This is a genomic window from Pantoea sp. nfd-35 (assembly GCF_056892255.1).
This window is the reverse complement of the sequence record NZ_CP122403.1, coordinates 1,002,822-1,027,788: the sequence shown is the minus strand read 5'-3', so window position 1 is coordinate 1,027,788 and position 24,967 is coordinate 1,002,822. Positions and strand designations below refer to the sequence as shown.

The following is a 24,967-nucleotide window of genomic DNA, read 5'->3' as shown; positions in this document are numbered from 1 at the left end:
GCCGCCCTTGTCTGGGCGGCAACTGACTGCGTGTCAACCTTCTCTTGCGCCTGCGTTTCCCATTCTGCTGGCGCATTTTTCTGTTACTGCTTTACGCTATGACCGGCCGTTAAAGCGGTGTCATACTGCTGTCGTGTGCCTGTCGTGCTGCGATCGTGTTCCTGACGACGCTAACCGGGGATGCTGCTTACCGATTGTTTACTCTTTCGGAGACTGCACTATGCGTAACCTGAATAAAGTCAGAGAATATCGTCTTGCCCGCGCCTGGTCACAGGAGCAACTGGCCGAAATGGCCGGACTCAGCACCCGAACCGTACAACGCATTGAAAACGGTGATCCACCCAGTCTGGAAACGTTGAGTGCGCTGGCGGCCGTCTTTGCGTGTAAAATCACCGACCTGACCAGCGAGGCATCAGCGGAGAACGGCGAAGCGTTGGACAGCTACATTTCAGATGCCCGCCTGCAGCTTGCTGCCGAGAGTCGGTTTTACCGTTCTCTGTTTAGCGCCGTGGTAGTGTGCACACTGCTGTTCGTCCTCAACCACTTTACCTCGCCGAATGAGCGCTGGTCACTTTGGGTCGCTGCTATTTGGGGAGCCTTACTCGTGGTCAGAGCATTACGCCTGTTTATTTTCAAGGAAGCGATCCGCCGTTGGCAGCAAAGACGGCTGCAAAAGTTATTGCGCAGGCAGGGGTAACTTAGCGGGTTGCGCCTTCCTGTTATCCTCACACTTCAGGAACAGCTTATGCACTGGTACAGTCAGGACGCGTTTGCAATTCGTCTCGAATGGGGCATCGCCGCACTGGATCATCTTGCCGGCAATGTGGATGCCATTGTGATAGTGGATGTGATGTCCTTTTCCACCTGCGTCAGTCTTGCGGTGGAGAACGGGGCACGCGTGTATCCCTATCCCTGGAAAGATCAGACTGTCGTCCATTATGCGCAGTCCGTCGGTGCTGTCGCGGCGAACAGCGACAGGCGATTCGGTGGCGAAGGCTACAGCCTGTCGCCCCGAACGTTGCTCAGCGTTCGCCCTGGTGAAAGGTTGGTACTGCCTTCCCCTAATGGCTCCGCAACCTGCTTCCGGGCACGAGAGTGGGGCGTGCCCGTGCTGACAGGCTGTCTGAGAAACCTCACTGCCACCGCCGAGGCCTGCCGCCCCTTTAAACGTCTTTTGATTGTCCCTTGCGGCGAGCGTTGGCCGGACGGGAGCCTTCGCCCCTGTATTGAGGACTATGTGGTTGCCGGGGGGATCATTGCCGCACTTGAGCGAAACTCGCTGTCACCGGAAGCACAGACCGCTGTCGCAGCCTGGCACGCTCATCAGTTGCAGGATTTCACGGCGCTGTTTCACTGTTCGTCAGCAACAGAACTGATACAGCGCGGTTTTCCGGAGGATGTAACATTGTGCCTGACAAAAGATGCGGCCCGTCGGCCCTGTTTTTTTTGTCAGGCGAGTATTTTGCCCTGCGGGCAGAGGCATAACACGCAGATAAAAAAAAAGCGATGGGGTTAACCATCGCTTTCTGTTGATGTGCTCTGTGACGGCTTATTCGCGGAACAGTGCTTCAATGCTGAGGCCCTGACCCTGCAGGATTTCACGCAGACGGCGCAAACCTTCAACCTGAATCTGACGCACACGCTCGCGGGTTAAACCGATTTCACGGCCAACATCTTCGAGCGTTGCCGCTTCATAGCCCAACAGGCCGAAACGACGAGCCAACACTTCGCGCTGCTTAGCGTTCAGTTCGAACAACCATTTAACGATACTTTGTTTCATATCGTCATCTTGCGTAGTGTCTTCTGGGCCGTTGTCTTTTTCATCGGCCAGAATATCCAGCAGCGCTTTCTCAGAATCCCCTCCCAGTGGAGTATCAACTGAGGTAATGCGTTCGTTGAGACGCAACATACGACTAACGTCGTCAACCGGTTTATCCAGTTGTTCTGCAATTTCTTCCGCACTCGGCTCATGGTCAAGCTTGTGAGAAAGTTCACGCGCAGTACGCAGATAAACGTTCAGTTCTTTAACAATATGGATTGGCAAACGAATTGTACGGGTCTGGTTCATGATTGCCCGTTCAATGGTCTGACGAATCCACCAGGTGGCATACGTTGAGAAGCGGAATCCACGTTCTGGATCAAACTTTTCAACGGCGCGGATCAGGCCGAGGTTACCTTCTTCAATCAGGTCCAGCAGAGCCAGACCGCGATTGCTGTAACGTCGGGCAATCTTAACCACCAGGCGTAAGTTACTTTCGATCATGCGGCGACGAGAAGGAATATCACCTCGTAATGCGCGGCGAGCAAAGAGAACTTCTTCCTCTGCCGTCAGCAATGGAGAATAGCCAATCTCCCCAAGATAGAGTTGAGTAGCATCAAGTACACGTTGCGTCGCACCCTGCGCCAGCAACTCCTCTTCTGCTACATCATTGTCGCCAGATTCATTTTCAACGAGTGCCTTCTCATCAAAAATCTCTGCTCCATTCTCTTCGAATTCCGCGTTCTCATGTAACTCGTTTACTTTCAGCGTATTCTGGCTCATAAGTGGCTCCTACCCGTGATTCCAGGGCAGATTCCTGAGGACTCTGCCGGATTATCGCTGCGGCAAATAACGCAACGGGTTTACGGATTTCCCCTTGTAACGAATTTCAAAGTGTAATCTAACTGAACTGGTTCCGGTGCTACCCATGGTAGCGATCTTTTGCCCAGCCTTAACTTCCTGTTGTTCCCGGACCAGCATTGTATCGTTATGGGCGTAGGCACTCAGGTAATCATCATTGTGTTTAATGATGATTAAATTACCGTAACCACGAAGCGCATTGCCTGCGTAAACCACCCTTCCTGAAGCAGTGGCTACAATTGGCTGTCCGCGCGAACCTGCGATATCGATGCCTTTATTGCCACCCTCGGCGGCAGAGAAGTTATCGATGATCTTACCTTCAGTTGGCCAACGCCAGCTTCCCACAGGGGTTGAACTGTTAGTTGTACTGCTAACCGTAGGCGGTGCGGTAACGGCTGGAGCTGTTGTCGTTGCAACATTTGCTCCCTTCGAAGGCAACAATTTGCTGCCACTCGATTCACCCGAATCATCAGAATACGTAATAACAGGCTGCTGTGCAACAGGGGCCTGTTTTATTTGTGGTGCACTCACAACGCCGCTTTGCGTTGCATCTGCAGCGGTGATGGCGTTGCCACCGGTAATGGGCTGACCCGAGCCGTTGTCAACCTGTAGCGTCTGTCCCACATTCAGGCTGTAAGGGGCCTGAACATTGTTGCGCTGCGCTAAATCGCGGAAGTCATTGCCCGTAATCCAGGCGATATAGAACAAGGTATCCCCACGTTTTACGGTGTAGGTCTGGCCAGAATAGCTACCTTTAGGAATATTCTGATAACTTCTGTTGTACACAATCCGGCCATTTTCAGTTTGCACATTATTATTGGCACTAATGATTCCCGAATTGTTCTGCGGTAAAGGTGTACTACGGCTTAACATTCCGCCCTGCGGTGGCACAGAGGGCACGCCGCCGGTGGCTGGCGCAGTACCAGAGCCAGCCATATTACTGTTGTCATTAACGCTGTTGCTGTCGCCGATATTGCTTATCGGCGCCTGAGTATTATCGCCTGAACTACAGCCTGCCAGCCAAAAACTCACCAGTGAAAGCGCCGCCAGACGGCGTAACTGAAAAATTGTGCTTCCCGTGCTCATTAATCCCCCGTGGTGGCAACCTTTAAAAAACTGACTTACTCGTCTCACCAGCACAATACACTGTGCGGCACGTTAAACGCTGGATTTTCGTTGAATGAACTGGATAGTAGCAATATCAACTACCTGATTCCATGAAACAGTTATGAAGAAATGCTAACAAGGCAGTCAGGCCAGATCGCCCTGAACTAAGGGAACGAAACGGACCGGCTCAATGGTTTCTTCTGTAATCTCATTGCCGCGGCGGCGCAGACGCTTTAACACCTGCTGCTCCTCACCTACGGGCAGCACCATAATGCCGCCTTCCGCCAGTTGCGCTATCAGCGCAATCGGAATTTCAGGCGGTGCCGCGGTAACGATAATGGCATCAAAAGGACCACGAGACGGCCAACCCTGCCAGCCATCGCCGTGTCGGGTTGAAACATTGTGTAAATCAAGCTGTTTCAGGCGCCGTTTGGCCTGCCACTGCAGGCCTTTAATACGCTCGACCGAGTAAACGTGTTCAACCAGGTGGGCGAGGATGGCGGTCTGGTAGCCGGAACCGGTGCCAATCTCCAGCACGCGCGCGTGCTCTGTCAGCGCCAGCAACGCGGTCATGCGTGCCACCATATAGGGCTGCGAGATGGTTTGACCGGACCCGATGGGCAGCGCCATGTTGTCCCAGGCTTTGTGCTCGAAGGCTTCATCAATAAAGCGTTCGCGCGGGACATCGGCAATGGCTTTTAACAGGTGCTCATCTTTAATGCCCTGTTGACGCAGCTGTGACAGCAATGTCTCAATACGCCGACTTACCATGCCAGGTGTACCTCAGCGTTGGCCAGCCAGGTGCTGAGAACAGCCTGCGCATTATGCGCAGTCAGATCGACGTGCAATGCAGTCACTGACACATAACCCTCATCTACGGCGGCAAAGTCAGTCTCAGGGCCCGCATCCAGTTTTTCACCGGGCGGGCCAATCCAGTACAGCGGATTACCACGAGGGTCGGTTTGCGCAATCACCCGATCGGCCGGATGACGGCTGCCGCAGCGCGTGACGCGAATGCCCTTTATTTCAGCCAGAGGCAAATCGGGCACGTTGATATTTAAGATGCGTCCGGTGCGCAGCGGTTGTTGCGTCAGCGCTTTAAGAATGGCACAGGTCACTGCCGCGGCAGTGTCATAGTGCAGCTGGCCATTTAGCGATACCGCCACGGCGGGCAATCCCAGATGGCGGCCCTCCATTGCGGCCGCAACCGTACCGGAATAGATCACATCATCCCCCAAATTGGGGCCGGCATTAATGCCTGACACCACGATGTCTGGCCGGGGCTGCATAAGCGCATTCACGCCCAAATAAACGCAATCGGTGGGCGTCCCCATTTGCACGGCAATATCCCCATTGTCATGGGTAAAGGTGCGCAACGGGGTTTCCAGCGTCAATGAGTTAGAGGCACCACTGCGATTACGATCCGGTGCCACAACCTGCACCTCGGCAAATTGACGCAAAGCCTTTGCCAGCGTCTGAATACCAGGCGCGTAGATGCCATCATCGTTGCTGAGCAATATCCGCATTTAATTCTGACCTTTTCTGTTCAACCGGGCCGCCGTTATATGGACCTGTTTTGAGGCATGGCAACAAGTTAAGAGTGGACAGCGACTTTTGCATTCTAGCGGTGAGCGAGAGGAAGTGGTAGGCGAAAATCAAACGAACGGGCAGGAAAAGAGCAAGGTCGCTACGATGTTAAAGCATCTGGAACAGTGAAATACGCACACTGCCATGCCAACGGGCCGCCTACGCGGCTCGTTGGCAGCCTGACGACGAGGCCGGTTCTGATACACAGGCGACGTCGTGGCTTATTCGTCAGGCATATCAAGTAACTCGGTGCTGTTGAGCAACTCCCGGACAACGCTGGTGGCAAAGCTGCCTGCGGGCAGCCAGAATTGCATCTCCAGCGTGGCCTCATCCTGCCAGCGCCAGCGCAGGTCGCGCGGAACCACCAGCATCGCCCGGCGCCCGGCATCCACGCGCTCACGCTCAAGCAGACCGCGCAGCTCACCGGCATCGGCCAGGCACTGCTGTTCAAAAGCCAGCGCATCCGCCTGAGGGCCGGGCTCGCCCTGCCCCGGTAACGGTGCCGTAATGCGAAGCGCATGCTGATTAACACGCGTCTGCAGCTCGGCCAGCTCTTCCGGCTGGGCAACGAACCAGCTGCCGCGACCGGTAAGCTGCAGTGCATCCCCGTTCATAACCTGGGTTAATCCGCCCTGCTGCGCTAAACGCATGCTGGTCACCTGATTGAACAGCGCACTGCGCGCCGCCGAGAGCATCAGTCCGCGCTTGCTGCGATCGCGTATCTGAATCTCGTTCCGCGCTAACTTTGCCGCCGTCACCAGGTTATTGCCGTTGCGGCCAAAGCGTTGTTCGCCAAAATAGTTGGGCACGCCGTTATCACGGATGCTAACCAGCCGCGCCTCTGTTTCCTCACGATGGCTGACCTGCCGGATCACCAGCCGGAATGCATTTCCCGCCAGGGCACCGATGCGCAGCTTGCGCTTATGGCGCACCACCTCAAGTATGTCAACGCCGTCCAGCGCAAACCCCGCCAGAACGGGCATGGAATTGCCGGGGACGCGAAAGCAAAGCGTCTGTTCCGTGACCGCGTGGCGATCTTTCATGCCCGCATAGCTCAGGTCGCGTACGCTGACCTTCATAAACTTCGCCAGGGCTTCGGCAACAAAACGGGTATTGGCGCCGCTTTTGCGAATGCGCACCAGCACGTGCTCACCCTCGCCATCCGGCTGATAACCCAAATCTTCCACGACCACGAAATCTTCCGGTGTCGCTTTAATCACGCCTGTCGCCTTTGGCGTACCCTGCAGGTAGTGCAGCGTCATGCCGGTTCCACTTTCAACAGTAAGGCCACCGCTTCACACGCAATACCTTCACCCCGACCGGTAAAACCGAGTTTCTCGGTGGTGGTGGCTTTAACGTTAACCTGGTCCATGTGGCAGCCCAGATCTTCGGCAATATTAATGCGCATTTGCGGCACGTGCGGCAGCATTTTAGGTGCCTGGGCAATCAGCGTGACATCGACGTTGCCAATGCAGTAGCCTTTGGCCTCAATGCGACGCCATGCTTCACGCAACAGCCCGCGGCTGTCCGCGCCTTTGAACGCCGGATCGGTGTCCGGGAACAGCTTGCCAATATCGCCCATGGCCACCGCGCCCAACAGCGCATCGGTGAGCGCATGCAGCGCCACATCACCATCGGAATGGGCAATAAAGCCATACTCAAATGGGATTCGCACACCGCCAATCACCAGCGGACCTTCTCCACCGAAGGCGTGAACGTCAAAACCGTGACCGATACGCATTATGTGCTCTCCTTTGACTGAATCTGACTGAGATAAAAAGCCGCCAGGGCTAAGTCTTCCGGGCGGGTAACTTTGATGTTGTCGCTACGGCCTGTTACCAGCTCAGGATGATAACCGCAGTACTCCAGCGCCGAGGCTTCGTCGGTAATGGTCGCCCCTTCGTTCAAGGCTCGCATCAGGCTGGCCGTCAGTAAGGCCCGGGGGAAAAATTGCGGGGTTAAAGCGTGCCACAGGTTGTCGCGATCGACAGTGTGCGCAATCGCCGCCTGACCAGGCTCGCCGCGTTTCATGGTGTCACACACGGGCGCCGCCAGAATGCCGCCCGTTTTGCTGGTTTCCCGCAACTGCAGCAGACGATCCAGGTCGTCAGGATGCAGGCAAGGCCGTGCCGCATCGTGAACCAGCACCCAGCTGGCACCCTGAGCTGCCTGCAGGCCAGCCAGAACCGACTCCGCGCGCGTATCGCCCCCGGTGACGCAAATCACGCGCGGATCGTCTGCCAGAGGCAAAGCAGCAAAGTGCCGATCGTCTGGGCTTAACGCGACGATAACCTGCGAGACAGCTGGATGGGAAAACAGACGGGCAATGCTGTGTTCCAGAAGGGTGTGCTGACCAATCGTCAGATACTGTTTAGGGCAGGTTGCCTGCATGCGGCTGCCGATACCGGCAGCGGGCACAACGGCAATCACATCCGCAGAGTGGGACCGATTGTTCATGTTTTATCGTTGTTGGTTTTGCGCGGCTTGTTGCGCGTTGCGTTTGTTCTGGTCAGGGACCAGACGATAGAAGGTTTCACCAGGCTTAATCATGCCTAATTCGCTGCGTGCGCGTTCCTCAATCGCTTCAGAGCCGCCATTGAGATCGTCAATTTCAGCAAAGAGTTGATCGTTGCGCATTTTCAATTTGGCGTTATTCGCCTTTTGTACCGCAACGTCATCGTTGACGCGCGTAAAGTCATGGATGCCATTCTTACCCAGCCACAATGAATATTGCAGCCAACCCAACAGCACCAACAGCAGTAACGTCAGTTTTCCCATCCCGCCCCCTAAAAACGGCCCAATCATCCCATAACTTTACCCAGGACTCCACACTGGCAGTAAAAATGGCGTGCAATGCCGTTTATGCAGACAAAAAAGGGAGGAAAAGATCGGACGCAAAGCAGGAAAACTTTTGTAACCTGCTGCTGCGTTTAGACATCAGTGTCCTTACCAGCGGGACAGAAACAGGAACAGTAACCAGAACTGACAGGCCACCGCAGCAACGCAGATCAGAACGGTCCAGAGCAGTTGCCCACGGAGCCAGGTATTCAATACCATTCCTGTGAGAACGGAAACGGGAAACAGGGCCAGGAAAAAGGGCCACGTGTAGAGGAAGAAAAACAGCGTGCTGGAGCCGTACAACAGGAAAGGTATGGCAAGCGCGCACCAGTAACAGATAAAGCCAATGACGCCTCCAGGAAGGACGGAACGAGGCTCATCCGGTGTACGGTGGTCTTTGCGTGCCAGCATGGGAGTAATGTTCTGCATAAATATCCTGTCAACGCGAAGGCGGCAAAACGAAAGGCGCTTTGCCGCTGTCTGTTCAGGAACTGATAATATCGCGCTGACGCAGCAGATCTAACAATTGGGCCGTCAGTTTTGTAACCAATTGTTCCCCGTTAAGCCAGATTTCTGGCTGGTCCGGCGCTTCATAAACGCTGTCTATTCCAGTGAAATTCTGTAACTCGCCTGCACGGGCTTTTTTGTACAACCCTTTAGGATCGCGCGCTTCACACACTGCCAGCGGCGTATCGACAAAAACCTCGATAAACCGGTCGCTGTCCAGCAGATCGCGCACCATCTGGCGCTCGGCACGGTGCGGTGAGATAAAGGCGGTAAGGACGACCAAACCGGCATCCACCATCAGTTTGGCCACCTCGCCTACACGGCGGATATTCTCTTTACGATGTTCATCGCTAAAGCCCAGATCGCGACACAACCCGTGACGGACATTATCGCCGTCCAGCAGATAGGTGCTGACACCGATACGGTGTAGCGCCTGCTCCAGCGCCCCCGCAACGGTGGATTTACCGGACCCCGAAAGGCCGGTAAACCACAGTACCACGCCCTGATGGCCATGTTGCTGTTCGCGTGCCTGCTGCGTAACCGGATGGTCATGCCATACTACGTTTTCATCGTGTTGGGCCATTACTGACCGCCCAGCAGATTGCGCGCATTCCAGTGCGGGAAGTGGCGACGGACCAGTGCATTAAGCTCGAGTTCGAACGCGCTGAACTCGCCGTTGTGCTGCGGCCGATCGTTCAGTGGTTCATGAATCAGCCCCGCGCCTACGGTGACGTTACTCAGACGGTCAATAATGATCATGCCGCCGGTTACGGGATTTTGCTGATAGCTGTCAAGCACCAGCGGCTCATCAAACGTAAACTCAGCAAGGCCAATCCCGTTCAGCGGCAGATTGTCCACCTGCCGTTTCTCCAGTGAATTAATCTCAACCTGGTGAATGACCTTTTCCACTCGCCCACGGGCTTTCTTACCGGCGATTTTTACATCGTAGCTCTGTCCGGCCTGAAGCGGCTGCTCAGCCATCCACACCACATCGACGGTGGCGGACTGAACGGCGCGCAGCTCGGCGCTGGCGTCCACTAACAGATCGCCACGGCTGATATCGATTTCGTCGTTCAGGACCAGCGTAATGGCCTCGCCCGCTCCCGCTTCCTGCAGATCGCCGTCAAAGGTCACAATGCGGGCAATGGTGGACTCCACGCCTGAAGGCAGGACTTTAACGCGCTGTCCCACTTTCACCACGCCAGAGGCCAGCGTACCGGCATAACCGCGGAAGTCGAGATTGGGACGATTAACATACTGCACCGGGAAACGCATCGGCTGGTGATCCACCACCGCGTTTAACTCCACGGTTTCCAGAACGTCGAGTAACGTCGGGCCGCTGTACCACGGCATGCTCTGGCTCTGTGAGGCGACGTTTTCGCCTTCCAGCGCCGACATCGGCACAAAGCGAATATCCAGGTCTTCAGGCAACTGGCCGGCAAAATCGAGGTAATCCTGCTTGATCTGCTCAAACACAGACTGCTGGTAATCCACCAGATCCATTTTGTTTATCGCCACAACCAGATGCTTGATGCCCAGCAGCGTCGAAATAAAGCTGTGGCGACGCGTCTGATCCAGTACGCCTTTGCGGGCGTCGATCAGCAGGATCGCCAGGTCACAGGTTGATGCGCCCGTTGCCATATTGCGGGTGTACTGCTCATGGCCTGGCGTGTCGGCGATGATGAACTTACGTTTTTCGGTGGAGAAATAGCGATAGGCGACATCAATTGTGATCCCCTGCTCGCGCTCGGCCTGTAAGCCATCGACCAGCAGCGCCAGATCCAGTTTCTCGCCCTGGGTGCCGTGACGTTTGCTGTCGCTTTGTAATGAAGACAGCTGATCTTCATAGATCTGACGCGTGTCATGCAGCAAGCGGCCAATCAGCGTACTTTTGCCGTCATCGACGCTGCCGCAGGTCAAAAAACGCAGCAGGCTTTTATGTTGTTGTGCGGTCAGCCAGGCTTCAACGCCGCCCTGTTCGGCAATCTGTTGTGCAATTACGGTATTCATCTGGCGTCTCCTTAGAAATAACCCTGACGTTTTTTCAGTTCCATCGAACCGGACTGATCGCGGTCAATCACACGGCCCTGACGCTCGCTGGTGGTGGAAACCAGCATCTCTTCAATAATCTCAGGCAAGGTTTGCGCTTCAGATTCCACCGCACCGGTCAACGGCCAGCACCCAAGGGTACGGAAACGAACCATGCGCTGTTTGATCACTTCACCTGGCTGGAGGTTAATTCGATCGTCATCGATCATCATCAACATGCCATCACGTTCCAGTACGGGACGCGGCGCGGCCAGATAAAGCGGCACGATCTCAATGTTTTCCAGGAAGATGTATTGCCAGATATCCAGCTCGGTCCAGTTAGACAGCGGGAAAACACGGATGCTCTCGCCTTTGTTAATCTGGCCGTTGTAGTTGTGCCACAGTTCCGGGCGCTGATTTTTTGGGTCCCAGCGGTGAAAACGGTCACGGAACGAGTAAATACGCTCTTTGGCACGTGACTTCTCTTCATCCCGACGGGCGCCGCCGAAGGCCGCATCAAAGCCGTACTTGTTCAGCGCCTGCTTCAGGCCTTCGGTTTTCATAATGTCGGTGTGCTTGGCACTGCCATGCACAAAGGGGTTTATCCCCATCGCCACCCCTTCGGGATTGCGATGTACCAACAGCTCCGCGCCCATCGCTTTGACGGTGCGGTCGCGGAATTCATACATCTCGCGAAATTTCCAGCCGGTGTCCACGTGCAGCAACGGAAACGGCAACGTGCCTGGATAGAAGGCCTTACGCGCCAGATGCAGCATGACAGAGGAATCCTTGCCGATGGAATACATCATGACCGGATTGCCGAATTCGGCTGCCACTTCGCGGATAATATGGATGCTCTCCGCCTCCAGTTGGCGCAGATGAGTGAGTCGTTTTTGGTCCATCGTTTTTCCTCTCAAGCCAGATTGACAACGGCGGACTCGCGAGCCCCCTGCTGTGCCGAATGCTGAAACCAGGCCAGTTGCCCGTGTAAATTAACCACTTCCCCAATCACCAGCAGGGCCGGGGAAGGCGCTGACGCTGCCAGCGTCTCCAGATGTTCGAGTGTGCCGGTCAATACCTGTTGATCCGGCCGGGTACCGCGCCCAATCACCGCAACCGGTGTTGAGGCGGCGCGCCCATGAAGAATAAGCTGCTGGCTGATGTGAGCCGCCTTGACTGCGCCCATGTAGATCGCCAGCGTCTGACGGGCACGCGCGAGGGATGGCCAGTCAATATCATCGCCATCCGGACGGCAGTGTCCGGTGATAAACAGCACGCTTTGTGCGTAATCACGGTGCGTCAGCGGAATGCCAGCATAGGCGGTAGCCCCTGCGGCGGCCGTTACGCCAGGCACGACCTGGAATGGAATACCCGCTTGCTGCGCCGCCTGCAACTCTTCGCCGCCGCGGCCAAAAATAAAGGGATCGCCGCCTTTAAGGCGCACCACACGTTTGCCTTTCTGCGCCAGCTGCACCATCAACTGGTTAATTTCGTCCTGCGGCAGGAGATGGGCGCTGGCACGCTTGCCTACGCAGATACGATCGGCATCGCGCCGGACCAGATCGAGCACCTCATCGCTGACGAGATGATCGTAGAGCACCACATCCGCCAGCTGCATCACCTGCAGTCCGCGCAGGGTTAACAGGCCGCTGTCGCCAGGCCCCGCGCCAACCAGAATAATTTCGCCCTGTCGGGGCGGCTGATCGCCCAGTTCGCTATCCAGCGTCTGTTTAGCGGCCGTAACGTCGCCCGTCGCCATCTGACTGGCAAAACGGCCATTAAATATTCTTTCCCAGTAACGACGGCGATCGGACATACGGCTGAAGCGAGCTTTGACTTTGTCACGCCACTGACCCGCCAGCTCGGCCATTTGGCCCAGATGGGATGGCAGCAGCGTTTCGAGTTTCTCGCGCAGCATGCGGGCCAGCACCGGCGCGGTGCCACTGGAGGAGATCGCCACGACCAGTGGCGAACGATCAACAATAGAGGGGAAAATAAAGCTGCATTTAGGCTGATCGTCTACCACGTTTACCAGCTTGTGGCGGGCATTCGCTTCGTCATAGACCTGCGCATTCAGCGCATTGTCATCGGTAGCGGCAATGACCAGAAAGACCTTGTCGAGCTGAGCGGGTTCAAAGGACGTGGCCAGCCATTCAAGCTGCTGTTCATCCAGCAAAGCCTGTAACTCGGGGCAGAGTTCGCGTGAGGCGATTTGAATGCGCGCCCCGGCCCGACGCAGCAGCTCAATCTTGCGCGCCGCGATATCTCCGCCGCCGACGACCAGTACGGGTCGACCTGCGAGATCGGCAAAAAGAGGCAAATAATCCACGTTAACCCTAGTGTTGTTACGAAGCGTTATCGCGACTATACGTTCACAGGTTTATTGAGATGAAATTACGAATTGGAATGAGATGTTACCGAATGGAATAACGCTCGGCAAAAGCTCAGAACAAAATGTGCTTAGCGAATGATCTTATGAGGCTTTCCGGACGATTCAAATTGTGTAATCACCTTCACAGTTTCATACTAGGCACAAAAAAATATGGCCCTCTTTTACGGAATGATCCACAAGGAACCCGACATGTCTGCCTTTCTCCGCCTGGCCGTACTGCTTGGCGGCTGCATTATTTTTAGCGCTCAGGCCGTGACCGACCTCACCGGGCACTTTGCTGAGCAACAGGTTCGTCATATTGCCACCTATTTTCCCGGCCGCATGAGCGGAAGCCCGGCTGAACTGATGGCGGCCGACTATCTGCAGCAGCAGTTTACCCAACTCGGTTTTGAAACTAATACCCGGCAGTTTAATACCGGCTACAGCTGGCATGAAAATGACGGCACCTCGCGCTGGCATAAGCTTACCGCTACATCGGTTATTGCCGCGCGTGAAGGCAGTGCGCCCCAGGAAATCCTGGTTGTCGCCAGCCTGGATACCTGGATTCCGCTTACCCGCAGTGAAACCGCGCGCAGCGTAGGCGGATTGCGTTTGCAAGGCGTTGATGACAATGCATCCGGGCTTGGCGTGATGCTGGAACTGGCCCGGCAGATGAGTCATAAACCGCTCCATTATGGCGTGCGCTTTGTCGCGCTCAGCGCCAGCGAATCACAGTTGCACGGCATGGAAGACTATGTGGCACGCATGAGTGAGAAAGAGAAAAAAAATACGCTGCTGGTGATCGATCTCAACAGCCTGATTACGGGCGACCACCTTTATTTCAACAGCGGCATCAACACGCCGCGCGCCGTGCGTAAACAGACCAGCGAACGCGCCTTACTGCTGGCTCGCCGCTATGGCATTTCTGCCGTCAGTCGTCAGATGAAGAGCACTGATTTTCAGGGCATCAATCCTTTCGACGCGGCAGGATTCCCTTTGCTTGATGTCACTGCGCGAAACTGGAACCTGGGCAGCAAGGATGGTGAACAGCAACGCACCCGTTCCCGGCATTTCCCGGATGGCACGACCTGGCATCAGACCGATCGCGATAATCTGGATTTTTTAGATCACTGGCTACCCGGCCGGATTGGTCTTCGTACCCATGACAGCGTTAAAGTGCTGCTGCCATTGCTGAGCGAGTTAACCAACCCCAAAGTGTGAGGACAGACGATGTATGTCATTTACCTGAGTTATTTTCGGCCCATCGAGGAAGTGGAAGCCCTGCTGGCACCCCATATAACGTGGCTGGATCGCTATTTTGACAACGGTGAGTTTATTGCTGCCGGCCGCAAAGATCCCCGCACGGGCGGCATGATCATGGTAAGAGACATGGATCGCGCCCGGCTGGATACGATTCTGGCGGAAGATCCCTTTGTCGCCGTGGCCCATTATGAGGTCACAAAGGTCAACGTGACGCGCACAGCCGATGCGTTTGCGGGGCTGAAAGACCTGTAGCCCCTGAGCCAACAGCGCCGGGCGCCTCGTTTCCCCACGCGGCGCTGCTTTCAACTTGCCCGTCGGCTCAGGTAAAGTCAGACAGCTTCTGACCCGCGTTAATTAAGGTTTTCAGCAGCATCTGACGCCGCGCTTCTGGTGTATCCCGGCTGACCATAAAACAGATGGCCGCCACCGCCAGATCGTTGCGGGCGCGAATAGGCGCAGCCATACAGCAGGTAAAGCTCTCTGACAGCCCTTCCGTCATGGAGTAGCCAAGATGCCCGGCCCGGTGAATGTCAGCCAGAAAGTCCTGCTTATCCAGCACCTTCCCGTTCGCCAGCTGGTAATCCTCTTCCGGGATCAGGGCCAAAATCGCCTCATCGCTCCAGTTACTCAGCAGCAAGCGGCCGGTGGCTGTCCAGGGAATCGGGATTTTAACGCCGATATCGGAGGTTATCTTGAACGGATGGGCATTGCTCTCTGACAGAACCACCGTGTATTTATTGCCTTCCAGCATACACAGCTGCACGGTTTCACCATGCTCAGCAACCATCTCGATCATTAACTGATGGGCACGACGGATCAGGGGATTGTGCGCCATATAATCCGCACCGTAATAGTGCATTTCACGACCAAAATAGATACTGCCTTCCGAATCAATTTCGACCAGCCCCGCCTCACTCAACAGATTAACCAGTTCATACACGCTTGAGCGGGGCGCGCCCGTCGCCTCGATCAGTTCACGCATCGCCATGGGCTGGCGGGCAACGTGTAACTGACGAAAAATCGCGATCACACGGTCCACGCCACGTGCTCTGGCGGGTTTATCTTCCTGCATACCCTTATTCTCCTGCCGGGATCGTCACGTTAAGGTTGATGTAATACATCATACACAGCCCACTTTGTTTTACCTACGGTCGCGCACGCTATCCCGCCTTTTCTTTTTTTCGCGACATGCTATTTATCAGGGCACCAAAAGAGCGCACTCAATAATGATAAAAAGAGATCTTCATCACCATTTATTTAAAAAACTTATCATTAATGACAAATATTCGTGAAGCCAGTTGTAAAGCATCAAAATAATCCCTGATCAGGCTATTGCAAAAGAAATAACATTGTGCAAATCTCGACCCATCCGGTATTGCAGATTTAATTCCGGTATATCAGACAAGCTACAGGAATGATTCTAAGGGCACAAGCATGACAATCAAGCGCTATGGCACAGAGGGCGGTGTCGGTACCGGAGGACAAAAGCTGCCTTTTGCCCGTGCGGTAGAAGCCGACGGCTGGCTGTATATCTCCGGGCAGACGCCAATGAAAGGCGGCGAGGTCGTTGAAGGCGGCATCATTGAGCAGACGCGCCTGGCCTTCGACAACTGTCTGACCATTATGCAGGAAGCAGGCTATCGGATTCAGGATGTGGTGCATGTGACGGCGGTCCTGACGGATGCACGTTACTTCAGCTCATTTAATAAAGTGTTTAGTGAGCTTTTTCATGATAACCCGCCCGCCCGTATTTGCAGCGTGCAGGACCTGGTTGTGGATTGCAAAGTCGAAGTCGATATGACGTGTTTTAATGCCGAACGGAAATAAAAGCTGATTCTTATCTCCCCGGCCAGAAATAAACGCATTCGGTATAAAAGTGATAATTAAAAAACGTCTCTCCACATTATTTAATAATGTTGGTGATATCCCTCTTTTATTTGAGAGCAGAAATATGAATACCACTTTCCAGCAAAATGTATTCACCCGGTTCCTGCCTGCCCTGTTCACCGTGGTGGCACTGGCCGGTTGTACGCCAACGGACAATAAAAATGAAACCGCAGGTGCCGCACCGGCATCCACGCTGCAAACCGTGCTTCAGCGTGGCACGTTGCGGGTGGGTGACTGCCTGAGCTTTGCGCCCTTCGGTTTTTACGATAAAGCCGGTAATCCCGACGGTTACGATGTGGATCTGGCCAAAGCCCTGGCAAAAGCGATGGGGGTAAAGCTCGAAATGGTGAACACCACCAGCGCTAACCGCATTCCTAATCTGCAAACCAATAAAGTGGATGTCGTGTTCTGTAATTTCACCCGCAACCTGGAGCGCGCCAAAGAGATTGGTTTTACTCAGCCTTACGTGGTGGCCAGTGAAGCGATGCTGGTTCGCAAAGTAAGCGGAATCAAATCGGCCCACGACATGGCAGGAAAAACTATCGCGACGGTCAAAGGCTCGACCAACGGCGACGAAGTTCGCAGCATGGGGATCGATGTAAAGATCCAGGAATATGATTCCTCTCAGGCAGCAATTCTGGCCGTGAAGCAGGGTCAGGCAGATGCCATGATTGAAGATAATAACTTCCTCGCCTATCAGGCCAAACTCGACCCAACACTGGAAGTCACTAATGAAGCCCTGGTTCCGCTGGAATACAACGCGTTCGGCGTCAAGCAAGGCGATCAGGTGTGGACGAACTATCTCAACGAATTCCTGTTTGAAATTAACGCATCAGGTGAGAACGCTCAGCTCTACCAAAAATGGTTTGGCAGTAAGCCTCGCTATCCGCTGAATCCGCAGTTCTGACAGAAGAGGACGCAGGTCACGCCTGTGTCCTCCTGAGGAGGCTTTCTATGCGCTACCAATGGCTGACACTCTGGCAATATGCCGATACCTTTCTCGCCGCGACCTGGTTAACGCTTCAGGTGACGTTGCTGGCTTTTATGCTGGCGCTGGTACTGGGACTGCTGGCCGCGCTGGCGAAATCTGCGACTTTTGCGCCTTTGCGCTGGTTGAGCCACGGCTACGTTGAATTTATTCGTAACACGCCCGTGTTGCTGCAGATTTTTATCGTCTTTTTCGGGCTTCCCTCGCTGGGCATTACCATGAGCGCCTTTACCGCGGGCGTGCTGGCGCTGGGGATTAACGTCGGTGCGTATCTGGCTGAGGTTTTTCGCGCCGGTATTCAGTCCGTCCCCAAAGGTCAGCTGGAAGCCGCCTGGATTCTTGGCATTAGTCGTCGCCAGCGATTTTTAAACGTGGTCATGCCTCAGGCCGCGCGCGCCGTCTGGCCCGCGATTATTAACAACCTGATTCAGCTACTGTTGGGCACCTCACTGCTGTCAGCCATTGCGCTACCGGAGTTGACGGGAACTGCAACGGTCATCAATGCGCGTACGCTGCTCTACATTCAGACATTCAGCGTCGTCGCGCTGGTCTATCTGTTTCTCAGTAACCTGTTTTCCTGGCTGGGCAATGTCGCGGGACGCCGACTGTTTATGCCGCCGCTGGTTGTCTCGGTCAAACGGCCCATCTGGACGCAGGCGAAAAGAATGTTTTCCCATACGATTAAACGGGAGCCAGCCCAATGAGCGAACTGATCCTCAGCAGTCTGCCGCTCCTGTGGCGCGGTCTGGTGATTACGTTATTGCTGTCGGTCGCTGCCATTGCGGGCAGCACGTTGCTGGGTTTACTGGCCGCGATTTTGCGTACCAGCCGCATCCCTGTCGCCCGGCAAATTGCCGTGATCTATACCGAGCTGTTTCGCGGCACGCCCGTGCTTATCACGCTGATGTTTATTTACTTTGGCGTGGCCTATTTCGGGTATGACATCAACCTGTTTGCCGCAGGCATTTTGGGCCTGAGCATTTATCAGGGCGCTTACATTGCCGAGATTTTTCGTGGCGGGATTGAAGCCGTGCCGAAAGGACAGTGGGAAGTTTCGTGGATCCTTGGGCTCTCCAGGCGGCAGACTTTTACCAGCGTGATTCTGCCGCAAACTCGCGGCATCGTATTGCCGCCGCTGGTGGGTCAGTATCTGTCGCTGATTAAAGATACCTCTATCGTCAGCATGATAGGCATGTCGGAACTGATGCATCAGGGCCAGGCCATCGTCGATCGCATCGGACAGCCCGTAGTGGTTTATGGTCTGGTTGCCCTGCTCTATTTCGTTATCTGTTTTCCGCTTTCCCGCTGGGTCCAGCATCAGCAAACCAGGAACTCGTTATCATGAAAAATGCAGCCATTACTCTGAGCCGGATTACGAAGTCATTTGGCGCTACGCAAGTTCTGAAAGAGATCAGCCTTGATGTCTCGCCCGGAGAGGTGCTGGTGCTGATCGGCGCATCCGGTTCCGGTAAAAGTACCGTACTACGGATCATGAGTGGTCTGGAAAAGGCCGACGGCGGCGAAATTTGGGTTAACGACGTTCCGCTGCACGACCCAAAACGCAATCGTGATATTTGTGGTCAGGTGGGGATGGTGTTCCAACAGTTCAACCTGTTTCCTCATAAAACCGCCCTCGGCAATGTCACCCTGGCACTGATAAAAGCGCAGAAGCTGTCAGTGGCCGAGGCGAATTCGCGCGGGATGGCAGCGCTGGAGCGCGTTGGACTGGCTGACCGCGCCGATCACTATCCTTCTCAGCTCTCCGGGGGACAGCAACAACGTGTGGCCATTGCGCGCGCTCTGGCGGTGCAGCCAAAAATCATGTTCTTTGATGAAGCCACGTCCGCTCTCGATCCTGAATTAGTGGGTGAAGTGATGGAAGTGATGCGCGGGCTGGCGCGCGAGGGCATGACAATGGTGGTGGTGACCCACGAAATGGGGTTTGCCCGGAAAACAGCCGATCGCGTTGTTTTTATGGATCAGGGCGTGATTGCTGAGCAGGGTAAGCCGGACGACATTTTTGTTCATCCGCAGAATCCGCGCACGCAACAGTTTCTGTCACGCGTGCTTGAGCACTAAGGTGCCGCCATGTCTTTGCATTTTCCGCTGGTCGCAGACGCGAAGCTGGACACTGCGCAGCCGTCGCCCCGCTTTAAATCGGTTGCCGGTGAGGGCGATGCTCCCCTTAAGGTCGGCACCGCCGTGCTGAGTAGTGAAGATGTCTTTTCGCCCGTCATGGTAATGAAACAGTCCGCTCTGGAAAACAACCTGCGGCAGTTAGCGGCGTTTTGCCAGGAGAAAGGCGTCATGCTGGCGGCACATGGCAAAACCTCAATGGCACCGGCAGTCTTACGCCGGGCCGTGACCCAGGGCGGCGCGTGGGGGATCAGCGCAGCAACACCTGCTCAGGTGCGCGCCCTGCGCCATTTCGGTATCCGCAACGTGTTTCTGGCAAACGAATGTGTCGATCCTGGCGGAATTCGCTGGATTGGTGAATGGCAGCGTCGGCATCCTGACCACGGCTTTCTCTGTTACGTTGACTCCCTGGCGGGCGTCACGCTGCTGGAGCAAAACCTGGGCGACACGGCCATTGCGGTCTTGATTGAAGTGTCGATTCCCGGCGGCAGAACAGGATGCAGAACCGAAGAGGAGGTGCTGGCGATTGCTGAGCGCATCGCCCAAAGTCGCCATCTTCATCTTGTGGGTGTCGCAGGCTACGAAGGCGCGCTGGGTGCCGGGCGGGATGCGGCTGGCGTGGCGTTAATTCAGCACTACTGCAACGTTATGCTGGACTGCGCCAGAATGCTGGCTGAACGCCAGCTGTTCCACAGCAAGACGATTCTGCTCAGCGCAGGCGGGGGGGCGTGGTTTGATGTGGTGACAGCCTGTTTTACCCAGGCCGTTTTGCCGCTGCCGGTTCAGCCTTTGATTCGCTCGGGTGCCTACATGGCACACGACAGCGGGCTCTATTCGCGTATTGCGCCTTTTTCCCAGCCCGGTGCTGACCACCATTTTGAAGCGGCCCTGGAAATCTGGGGGCGCGTGCTTTCCCGCCCTGAATCTGGTCTGGCGCTGCTGGATTTCGGCAGACGGGACGTGCCCTTCGATCAGGATTTGCCCGTGCCTTTGTGGATTCGCCAGCCGGATGGCACCGCGCCACGAACCGGCACGCATCTGCACATCAGTGAGGTTAACGATCAGCACGCCTATTTACGCGTGCCTGACGATGAATCGCTGATGCCGGGAGACTGGGTCGGATGCGGTATTTCTCATCCGTGCACGGCATTTGATAAATGGCGTTATCTTCCCTTAGTGGATGATGAATACCGGGTGGTGGACAGCGTCGAGACGGCGTTTTGATCGCAGCCGACATCCTTCCCCTGAGGCGATGACGGAGGCCATAGCAAAACGGGCGACCCCAGAGGATCGCCCGTTACCAGAACTAAGCGCGTCAGTTAGCCTTCGTGCAGGCCGCACTCACGTTTCAGGCCAAAGAAACGCGTTTCTTCTTCTGCCATGCCCGGCTCCCACTTGCGCGTGGTGTGCGTATCTCCGACAGACAGATAGCCTTCCTCCCACAGCGGATGGTATTTCAGGTTGTGGGTTTGCAGATACTGATGAATCTGGCGGTTATCCCAGTCAATAATTGGCAGCACTTTAAACACGCCGCGCTGCACGCCCAGTACCGGCAATGTGGCGCGGCTGCCTGACTGATCGCGTCGCAGGCCCGCAAACCAGGTTTGGGCGCCCAGGGTTTCCAGCGCCCGGTTCATCGGCTCAACTTTGTTGATCTGGTTGTACTGTTCAATGCCCTCTACCCCTTGCTCCCATAGCTTTCCGTAGCGGGCTTCCTGCCACGCTGGCGAGGTTTCCGCCCGGAACACCTGCAGGTTAAGGTTAAGCTGGTCAGCCAGTTCATCAATAAAGCGGTAGGTTTCCGGAAACAGATAGCCGGTATCGGTGAGGATGACCGGAATATCCGGTTGTACGCGCGTCACCAGATGCAGCGATACCGCAGCCTGAATGCCAAAGCTGGACGAGAGCACGTAAGCCCCCGGCAGATTTTCCAGTGCCCAGCTTACACGCTCTTCAGCCGTGGCTTTTTCCAGTTGGGCGTTGGTTGCCGCCAACGCCATCGCGCGCTGGACCTTCGACATCTCATTCAGTGCTGCAAGATCGATACTCATTTTGCCTCCTGCCAGAAGTCGCGCGCAGGATCCAACACCGGCGTAACAATGCCAGCCCGAATCACGAAGTCACCAAAGCCTTCTGCGGCCTCGCGCTCTTTCGCCCAGCGACCTACCAGCTCATCAAGTGTGGCGAGAATTTCACTTTCAGTAATATTTTCGCGATACATACGTGGAATGCGCGTTCCGATGCGGTTACCCCCGATATGCAGGTTGTAACGGCCCGGCGCTTTCCCCACCAGGCCCACTTCTGCCAGCATGGCACGGCCACAGCCGTTCGGACAACCGGTAACGCGTAACACTATGTGCTCTTCGCCTACGCCATGGCTGTGCATGATCTCTTCGACTTTCGTCACGAAAGACGGCAGAAAACGTTCAGCCTCCGCCATCGCCAGCGGACAGGTTGGAAACGCCACGCAGGCCATCGAGTTTTCCCGCTGGGCCGTCACGTTTTCCATCAGGCCGTGTTCGCGGGCAATCGCTTCAATCTGCGCTTTTTGGCTTTCCGGCACGCCTGCCACAATCAGGTTCTGGTTGGCGGTCAGACGGAAATCGCCCTGATGGATTTTGGCGATTTCCGCCACGCCGCTTTTCAGCGGACGTCCCGGATAATCCAGCAGACGACCGTTTTCGATGAACAGCGTCAGATGCCACTTGTTATCAATGCCCTTGATCCAGCCAATGCGATCGCCACGGGTGGTGAATTCGTAAGGACGTGTCGGCGCAAACGTGACACCGGCGCGCTTCTCGACTTCCGCCTTAAACGTCTCTACGCCTACGCGTTCCAGCGTGTATTTGGTTTTGGCGTTTTTACGATCGGTACGGTTGCCCCAGTCGCGCTGGGTCGTCACTACCGCCGCTGCCACATCCAGGATCTTATCCACCGGGAAGTAGCCAAATTCGCTGGCGGTGCGCGCGTAGGTGGCTTTATTACCGTGCTCGATAGACAAGCCGCCGCCCACCAGCAGGTTAAAGCCCACCAGCTTGCCGTTTTCCGCAATCGCGATAAAGTTCAGATCGTTAGCGTGCAGATCAACATCGTTATGCGGCGGAATCACCACCGTGGTTTTAAACTTACGCGGCAGGTAGGTCTGGCCCAGGATCGGCTCTTCGTCGGTGGTCGCCACTTTTTCCTGATCCCACCAGATCTCTGCATAAGCGCGGGTTTGCGGCAGCAGATGCTCCGACAGCTTTTTGGCCCACTCATAGGCTTCCTGATGCAACTCAGACTCCACTGGGTTTGAGGTGCAGAGGACGTTACGGTTAACGTCATTCGCGGTCGCCAGCGCATCCAGCCCCACTTCGTGCAGCATCTGGTGCGTCGGCTTCACGTTCTTCTTCAGAATGCCGTGAAACTGGAAAGTCTGACGGTTGGTCAAACGGATGCTGCCGTAAAGGGTTTTATCGGTAGCAAATTTATCAATCGCCAGCCACTGTGTGGGCGTAATGATCCCGCCCGGCAGACGACAGCGCAGCATCATCGCATGGCGAGGCTCAAGTTTTTGCTCCGCACGTTCAGCACGAATATCGCGGTCATCCTGCTGATACATGCCGTGAAAACGGATCAGCAGGAAGTTATCGCCGCTGAAACCACCGGTCAGGCCCTCGTCGAGGTCCTCAAGGATGGTACCGCGCAGGTAGTTGCTCTCTTTTTTTAAACGCTCAGCGTCGGTGAGTTTGCCTTCAACCACCAGCGGGCCAGGGTATTTTTCAGTCATTAGTAAACGTCTCGCTGATAACGGCGCTCAATGCGCAGCTCACTTAAAAATTCGTCAGCCGTTTCACGATCCATAGCGCCGTGTTCGACCACCACATCCAGTAATGCCTGCTCAACGTCTTTTGCCATACGATTGGCGTCGCCGCAGACGTAAAGGTGCGCGCCTTCCTGTAACCAGCTCCACACCTCCGCACCCTTAGCGCGGATTTTATCTTGTACGTAAATTTTCTCGGCCTGATCGCGCGACCAGGCCAGATCGATATTCGTTAACAGGCCATCTTTCACGTATTTCTGCCATTCCACCTGATACAGGAAATCGTCAGTAAAGTGGGGATTGCCAAAGAATAGCCAGTTTTTACCGCTGGCGCCGTCGTTCTCGCGCTGCTGCATAAAGGCGCGGAACGGCGCAATACCGGTGCCAGGCCCAATCATAATGACCGGTGCATCCGGGTTGGCGGGCAGGCGGAAATTATCGTTGTGTTCGATAAACACGCGCACCTCACCGTCTTCTTCAATGCGATCCGCCAGCCATGTGGAAGCGCCGCCGCCGCGCGGGCGCCCTTCAATATCAAAGCGCACGGCCCCCACGGTGATATGTACTTCGGTATCGGTTTCGGCCTGAGACGAAGCGATAGAGTAAAGACGCGGCGTTAACGGACGCAGCAAGCCGGATAACTGTTCTGCGCTCAGTTGGGCTGGTGCCAGACGAACCATATCAACAATCGGATAGCGTTGCGCATACTGCTGCAGTTTGGCTTTGTCATCCACCAGCGACAGCAGTTCGTCGTTACGCGCTAAGCTCGCATATTGCGCCACGATTTGCGCCGTATTGACCGTTAACTCAAAATGCTTCTGCAACGCCTCTGCCAGCGGTAACGTCTGGCCCTGCACCTCAACCGGCTCATCGCCTTTTAGCCACACCAGCTCAAGCAGTTCATTCACCAGGGCCGCGTCATTCTCATACCAGACGCCCAGCGCATCACCAGGCTGGTAGCGTAACCCTGAATCGCCCAGGTCGATCTCGATATGACGCACATCTTTGTCCGAATCGCGCCCGGTAATTTTCTGGTTCACCGCCAGGCTGGCACTAAGCGGCTGCTCTTTAGTGTAAGGGCTGGTGAAGACTTCGTTCACGCTGCCGGCGACGGTTGCCGCACTCTGGGCCGGTGACGCTGCCGGTACGCGTTCTTTCAGTGCAGCAGTAATTGCCGCGCGCCAGGCGCTGGCCTGCTCGGCATATTCAACATCCGCATCGACCCGATCCAGCAGTCGTTCTGCACCCAGCTCGGCCAGGCGGCTGTCAAAATCTTTGCCCGCTTTGCTGAAGAATTCATAGGAGGTATCGCCCAGACCAAACACGGCAAAGGCCGCGCCGTCCATTTTGGGCGCTTTCTTAGACATCAGGAATTTATGCAGCGCAACGGCCTCTTCCGGTGGTTCGCCTTCGCCCTGCGTCGAGGTCACGACAATCAGAATTTTTTCCTGGCCAATCTGCTTAAATTTAAAGTCGCCCGCGTTGACCAGATTCACGGTCAGTTTTGCCGACTGCAGGTCATCGCGTAACTGCTCGGCTACCCGGCGGGCATTGCCGGTTTGTGAGGCAGAGAGCAGCGTAATCGCCGGGGTTTCAGCCTGCGCAGGCGCGCTGGCAACCGCCTGGCCTGGCGTTTGATTGACCATGCCCCAGAAATAGCCAGAGAGCCAGGCCATCTGAGTGGTGGAAAAATCTGTCGTTGCTGCCTGTAAACGAGCAAGTTGCTCCGGAGAGAGCGGAAGCATTGAGCCTGGTGCCTGAGTCGTCATCGCGATAAAAATTCCAGTAGCAGAAGTCCGGACCGAATAGTAGCGGAAGAGAAGAAAGGGTACA

General features: G+C 55.4%; 26 protein-coding genes and 1 pseudogene. 10 read left to right on the top strand and 17 right to left on the bottom strand.

From position 1 onward, the window contains the following. The first annotated feature begins 220 nt into the window (after positions 1-220). Together P9J57_RS04915 and P9J57_RS04910 are read left to right on the top strand one after the other, a co-directional pair. Positions 221-697, top strand: a complete 477-nt coding sequence (locus P9J57_RS04915; RefSeq protein ID WP_014594427.1) for a helix-turn-helix domain-containing protein — start codon at positions 221-223, stop codon at positions 695-697. 48 nt (positions 698-745) lie between these two features. Further along, a pseudogene (locus P9J57_RS04910) lies at positions 746-1,485 on the top strand (2-phosphosulfolactate phosphatase). Positions 1,486-1,549: 64 nt separating this feature from the next. Here the strand turns inward: P9J57_RS04910 and rpoS are convergent. The 13 genes from rpoS to cysG all read right to left on the bottom strand — a co-directional run bounded on the left by rpoS (position 1,550) and on the right by cysG (position 13,016). Further along, positions 1,550-2,542 (bottom strand): RNA polymerase sigma factor RpoS, encoded by a 993-nt coding sequence (gene rpoS / locus P9J57_RS04905; protein ID WP_013026913.1) that lies wholly within the window; start codon positions 2,540-2,542, stop codon positions 1,550-1,552. Between the two features lie 51 nt (positions 2,543-2,593). Then, a complete protein-coding gene (nlpD, locus tag P9J57_RS04900) occupies positions 2,594-3,706 on the bottom strand; it encodes a murein hydrolase activator NlpD (protein WP_089527752.1) in 1,113 nt (370 codons plus the stop codon). A gap of 165 nt (positions 3,707-3,871) precedes the next feature. Beyond that, a complete protein-coding gene (locus tag P9J57_RS04895) occupies positions 3,872-4,498 on the bottom strand; it encodes a protein-L-isoaspartate(D-aspartate) O-methyltransferase (protein ID WP_014605172.1) in 627 nt (208 codons plus the stop codon). After that, on the bottom strand, positions 4,492-5,253 hold the full coding sequence (gene surE / locus P9J57_RS04890; protein ID WP_483279405.1) for a 5'/3'-nucleotidase SurE: 762 nt from the start codon (positions 5,251-5,253) through the stop codon (positions 4,492-4,494). The genes P9J57_RS04895 and surE overlap by 7 nt, the downstream gene beginning before the upstream one ends. 282 nt (positions 5,254-5,535) lie before the next feature. Then, on the bottom strand, positions 5,536-6,576 hold the full coding sequence (gene truD, locus P9J57_RS04885; RefSeq protein ID WP_013026917.1) for a tRNA pseudouridine(13) synthase TruD: 1,041 nt from the start codon (positions 6,574-6,576) through the stop codon (positions 5,536-5,538). After that, positions 6,573-7,055: a 2-C-methyl-D-erythritol 2,4-cyclodiphosphate synthase gene (ispF, locus tag P9J57_RS04880; RefSeq protein WP_013026918.1), complete on the bottom strand. Its 483-nt coding sequence runs from the start codon at positions 7,053-7,055 to the stop codon at positions 6,573-6,575. Before ispF ends, truD begins: the two co-directional genes overlap by 4 nt. Next, positions 7,055-7,771 (bottom strand): 2-C-methyl-D-erythritol 4-phosphate cytidylyltransferase, encoded by a 717-nt coding sequence (ispD, locus tag P9J57_RS04875; RefSeq protein WP_014594431.1) that lies wholly within the window; start codon positions 7,769-7,771, stop codon positions 7,055-7,057. Before ispD ends, ispF begins: the two co-directional genes overlap by 1 nt. Before the next feature lie 3 nt (positions 7,772-7,774). Continuing rightward, entirely contained in the window at positions 7,775-8,092 is a 318-nt protein-coding gene (ftsB, locus tag P9J57_RS04870) for a cell division protein FtsB (protein ID WP_024471451.1), read from the bottom strand. A 168-nt stretch (positions 8,093-8,260) separates the two neighbouring features. Then, positions 8,261-8,581, bottom strand: a complete 321-nt coding sequence (locus P9J57_RS04865) for a DUF3561 family protein (RefSeq protein WP_013026921.1) — start codon at positions 8,579-8,581, stop codon at positions 8,261-8,263. Between the two features lie 55 nt (positions 8,582-8,636). Next, positions 8,637-9,242 carry an adenylyl-sulfate kinase gene (gene cysC / locus P9J57_RS04860; protein WP_014594432.1) on the bottom strand — a complete coding sequence of 202 codons (606 nt, stop codon included), beginning with the start codon at positions 9,240-9,242 and terminating at the stop codon, positions 8,637-8,639. Next, positions 9,242-10,669 carry a sulfate adenylyltransferase subunit CysN gene (gene cysN, locus P9J57_RS04855; RefSeq protein WP_483279404.1) on the bottom strand — a complete coding sequence of 476 codons (1,428 nt, stop codon included), beginning with the start codon at positions 10,667-10,669 and terminating at the stop codon, positions 9,242-9,244. The genes cysC and cysN overlap by 1 nt, the downstream gene beginning before the upstream one ends. A gap of 11 nt (positions 10,670-10,680) precedes the next feature. After that, positions 10,681-11,589 (bottom strand): sulfate adenylyltransferase subunit CysD, encoded by a 909-nt coding sequence (cysD, locus tag P9J57_RS04850; RefSeq protein WP_006120739.1) that lies wholly within the window; start codon positions 11,587-11,589, stop codon positions 10,681-10,683. An 11-nt stretch (positions 11,590-11,600) separates the two neighbouring features. Further along, positions 11,601-13,016, bottom strand: coding sequence for a siroheme synthase CysG (gene cysG, locus P9J57_RS04845; RefSeq protein WP_013026925.1), 1,416 nt, complete (start codon positions 13,014-13,016; stop codon positions 11,601-11,603). Between the two features lie 252 nt (positions 13,017-13,268). On the opposite strand from cysG, the gene P9J57_RS04840 reads away from it, so the two are divergent. Then, on the top strand, positions 13,269-14,279 hold the full coding sequence (locus P9J57_RS04840; RefSeq protein WP_014605170.1) for an aminopeptidase: 1,011 nt from the start codon (positions 13,269-13,271) through the stop codon (positions 14,277-14,279). 9 nt (positions 14,280-14,288) lie between these two features. Further along, positions 14,289-14,573, top strand: a complete 285-nt coding sequence (locus P9J57_RS04835) for a YciI family protein (RefSeq protein WP_013026927.1) — start codon at positions 14,289-14,291, stop codon at positions 14,571-14,573. Positions 14,574-14,640: 67 nt separating this feature from the next. On the opposite strand, the gene P9J57_RS04830 is transcribed toward P9J57_RS04835, so the two are convergent. Continuing rightward, complete coding sequence (locus P9J57_RS04830) at positions 14,641-15,393, bottom strand: IclR family transcriptional regulator (RefSeq protein WP_013026928.1); 753 nt, start codon at positions 15,391-15,393, stop codon at positions 14,641-14,643. A 362-nt stretch (positions 15,394-15,755) separates the two neighbouring features. Here P9J57_RS04830 and P9J57_RS04825 point away from each other — a divergent pair, with 362 nt between their 5' ends. The 6 genes from P9J57_RS04825 to P9J57_RS04800 all read left to right on the top strand — a co-directional run bounded on the left by P9J57_RS04825 (position 15,756) and on the right by P9J57_RS04800 (position 20,556). After that, positions 15,756-16,148 carry a RidA family protein gene (locus P9J57_RS04825; RefSeq protein ID WP_013026929.1) on the top strand — a complete coding sequence of 131 codons (393 nt, stop codon included), beginning with the start codon at positions 15,756-15,758 and terminating at the stop codon, positions 16,146-16,148. Positions 16,149-16,272: 124 nt separating this feature from the next. Next, the gene (locus P9J57_RS04820; RefSeq protein WP_013026930.1) at positions 16,273-17,115 is read left to right on the top strand and encodes an ABC transporter substrate-binding protein; all 843 of its coding nucleotides are present in this window, start codon (positions 16,273-16,275) and stop codon (positions 17,113-17,115) included. Positions 17,116-17,162: 47 nt separating this feature from the next. Further along, positions 17,163-17,900, top strand: a complete 738-nt coding sequence (locus tag P9J57_RS04815; RefSeq protein ID WP_013026931.1) for an amino acid ABC transporter permease — start codon at positions 17,163-17,165, stop codon at positions 17,898-17,900. Continuing rightward, positions 17,897-18,541: an amino acid ABC transporter permease gene (locus P9J57_RS04810; RefSeq protein WP_013026932.1), complete on the top strand. Its 645-nt coding sequence runs from the start codon at positions 17,897-17,899 to the stop codon at positions 18,539-18,541. The genes P9J57_RS04815 and P9J57_RS04810 overlap by 4 nt, the downstream gene beginning before the upstream one ends. Beyond that, complete coding sequence (locus P9J57_RS04805) at positions 18,538-19,275, top strand: amino acid ABC transporter ATP-binding protein (protein ID WP_013026933.1); 738 nt, start codon at positions 18,538-18,540, stop codon at positions 19,273-19,275. Before P9J57_RS04810 ends, P9J57_RS04805 begins: the two co-directional genes overlap by 4 nt. 9 nt (positions 19,276-19,284) lie before the next feature. Further along, complete coding sequence (locus P9J57_RS04800) at positions 19,285-20,556, top strand: alanine racemase (RefSeq protein WP_019104722.1); 1,272 nt, start codon at positions 19,285-19,287, stop codon at positions 20,554-20,556. A 95-nt stretch (positions 20,557-20,651) separates the two neighbouring features. Here the strand turns inward: P9J57_RS04800 and P9J57_RS04795 are convergent, their stop codons facing one another. From P9J57_RS04795 to cysJ, 3 genes are read right to left on the bottom strand one after another with little or no spacing between them, the layout of a single operon-like run. Continuing rightward, entirely contained in the window at positions 20,652-21,383 is a 732-nt protein-coding gene (locus tag P9J57_RS04795) for a phosphoadenylyl-sulfate reductase (RefSeq protein ID WP_014594441.1), read from the bottom strand. After that, the gene (gene cysI / locus P9J57_RS04790; protein WP_014594442.1) at positions 21,380-23,101 is read right to left on the bottom strand and encodes an assimilatory sulfite reductase (NADPH) hemoprotein subunit; all 1,722 of its coding nucleotides are present in this window, start codon (positions 23,099-23,101) and stop codon (positions 21,380-21,382) included. Before cysI ends, P9J57_RS04795 begins: the two co-directional genes overlap by 4 nt. Then, the gene (cysJ, locus tag P9J57_RS04785) at positions 23,101-24,903 is read right to left on the bottom strand and encodes an NADPH-dependent assimilatory sulfite reductase flavoprotein subunit (protein WP_015699628.1); all 1,803 of its coding nucleotides are present in this window, start codon (positions 24,901-24,903) and stop codon (positions 23,101-23,103) included. Before cysJ ends, cysI begins: the two co-directional genes overlap by 1 nt. Positions 24,904-24,967: the final 64 nt, after the last annotated feature.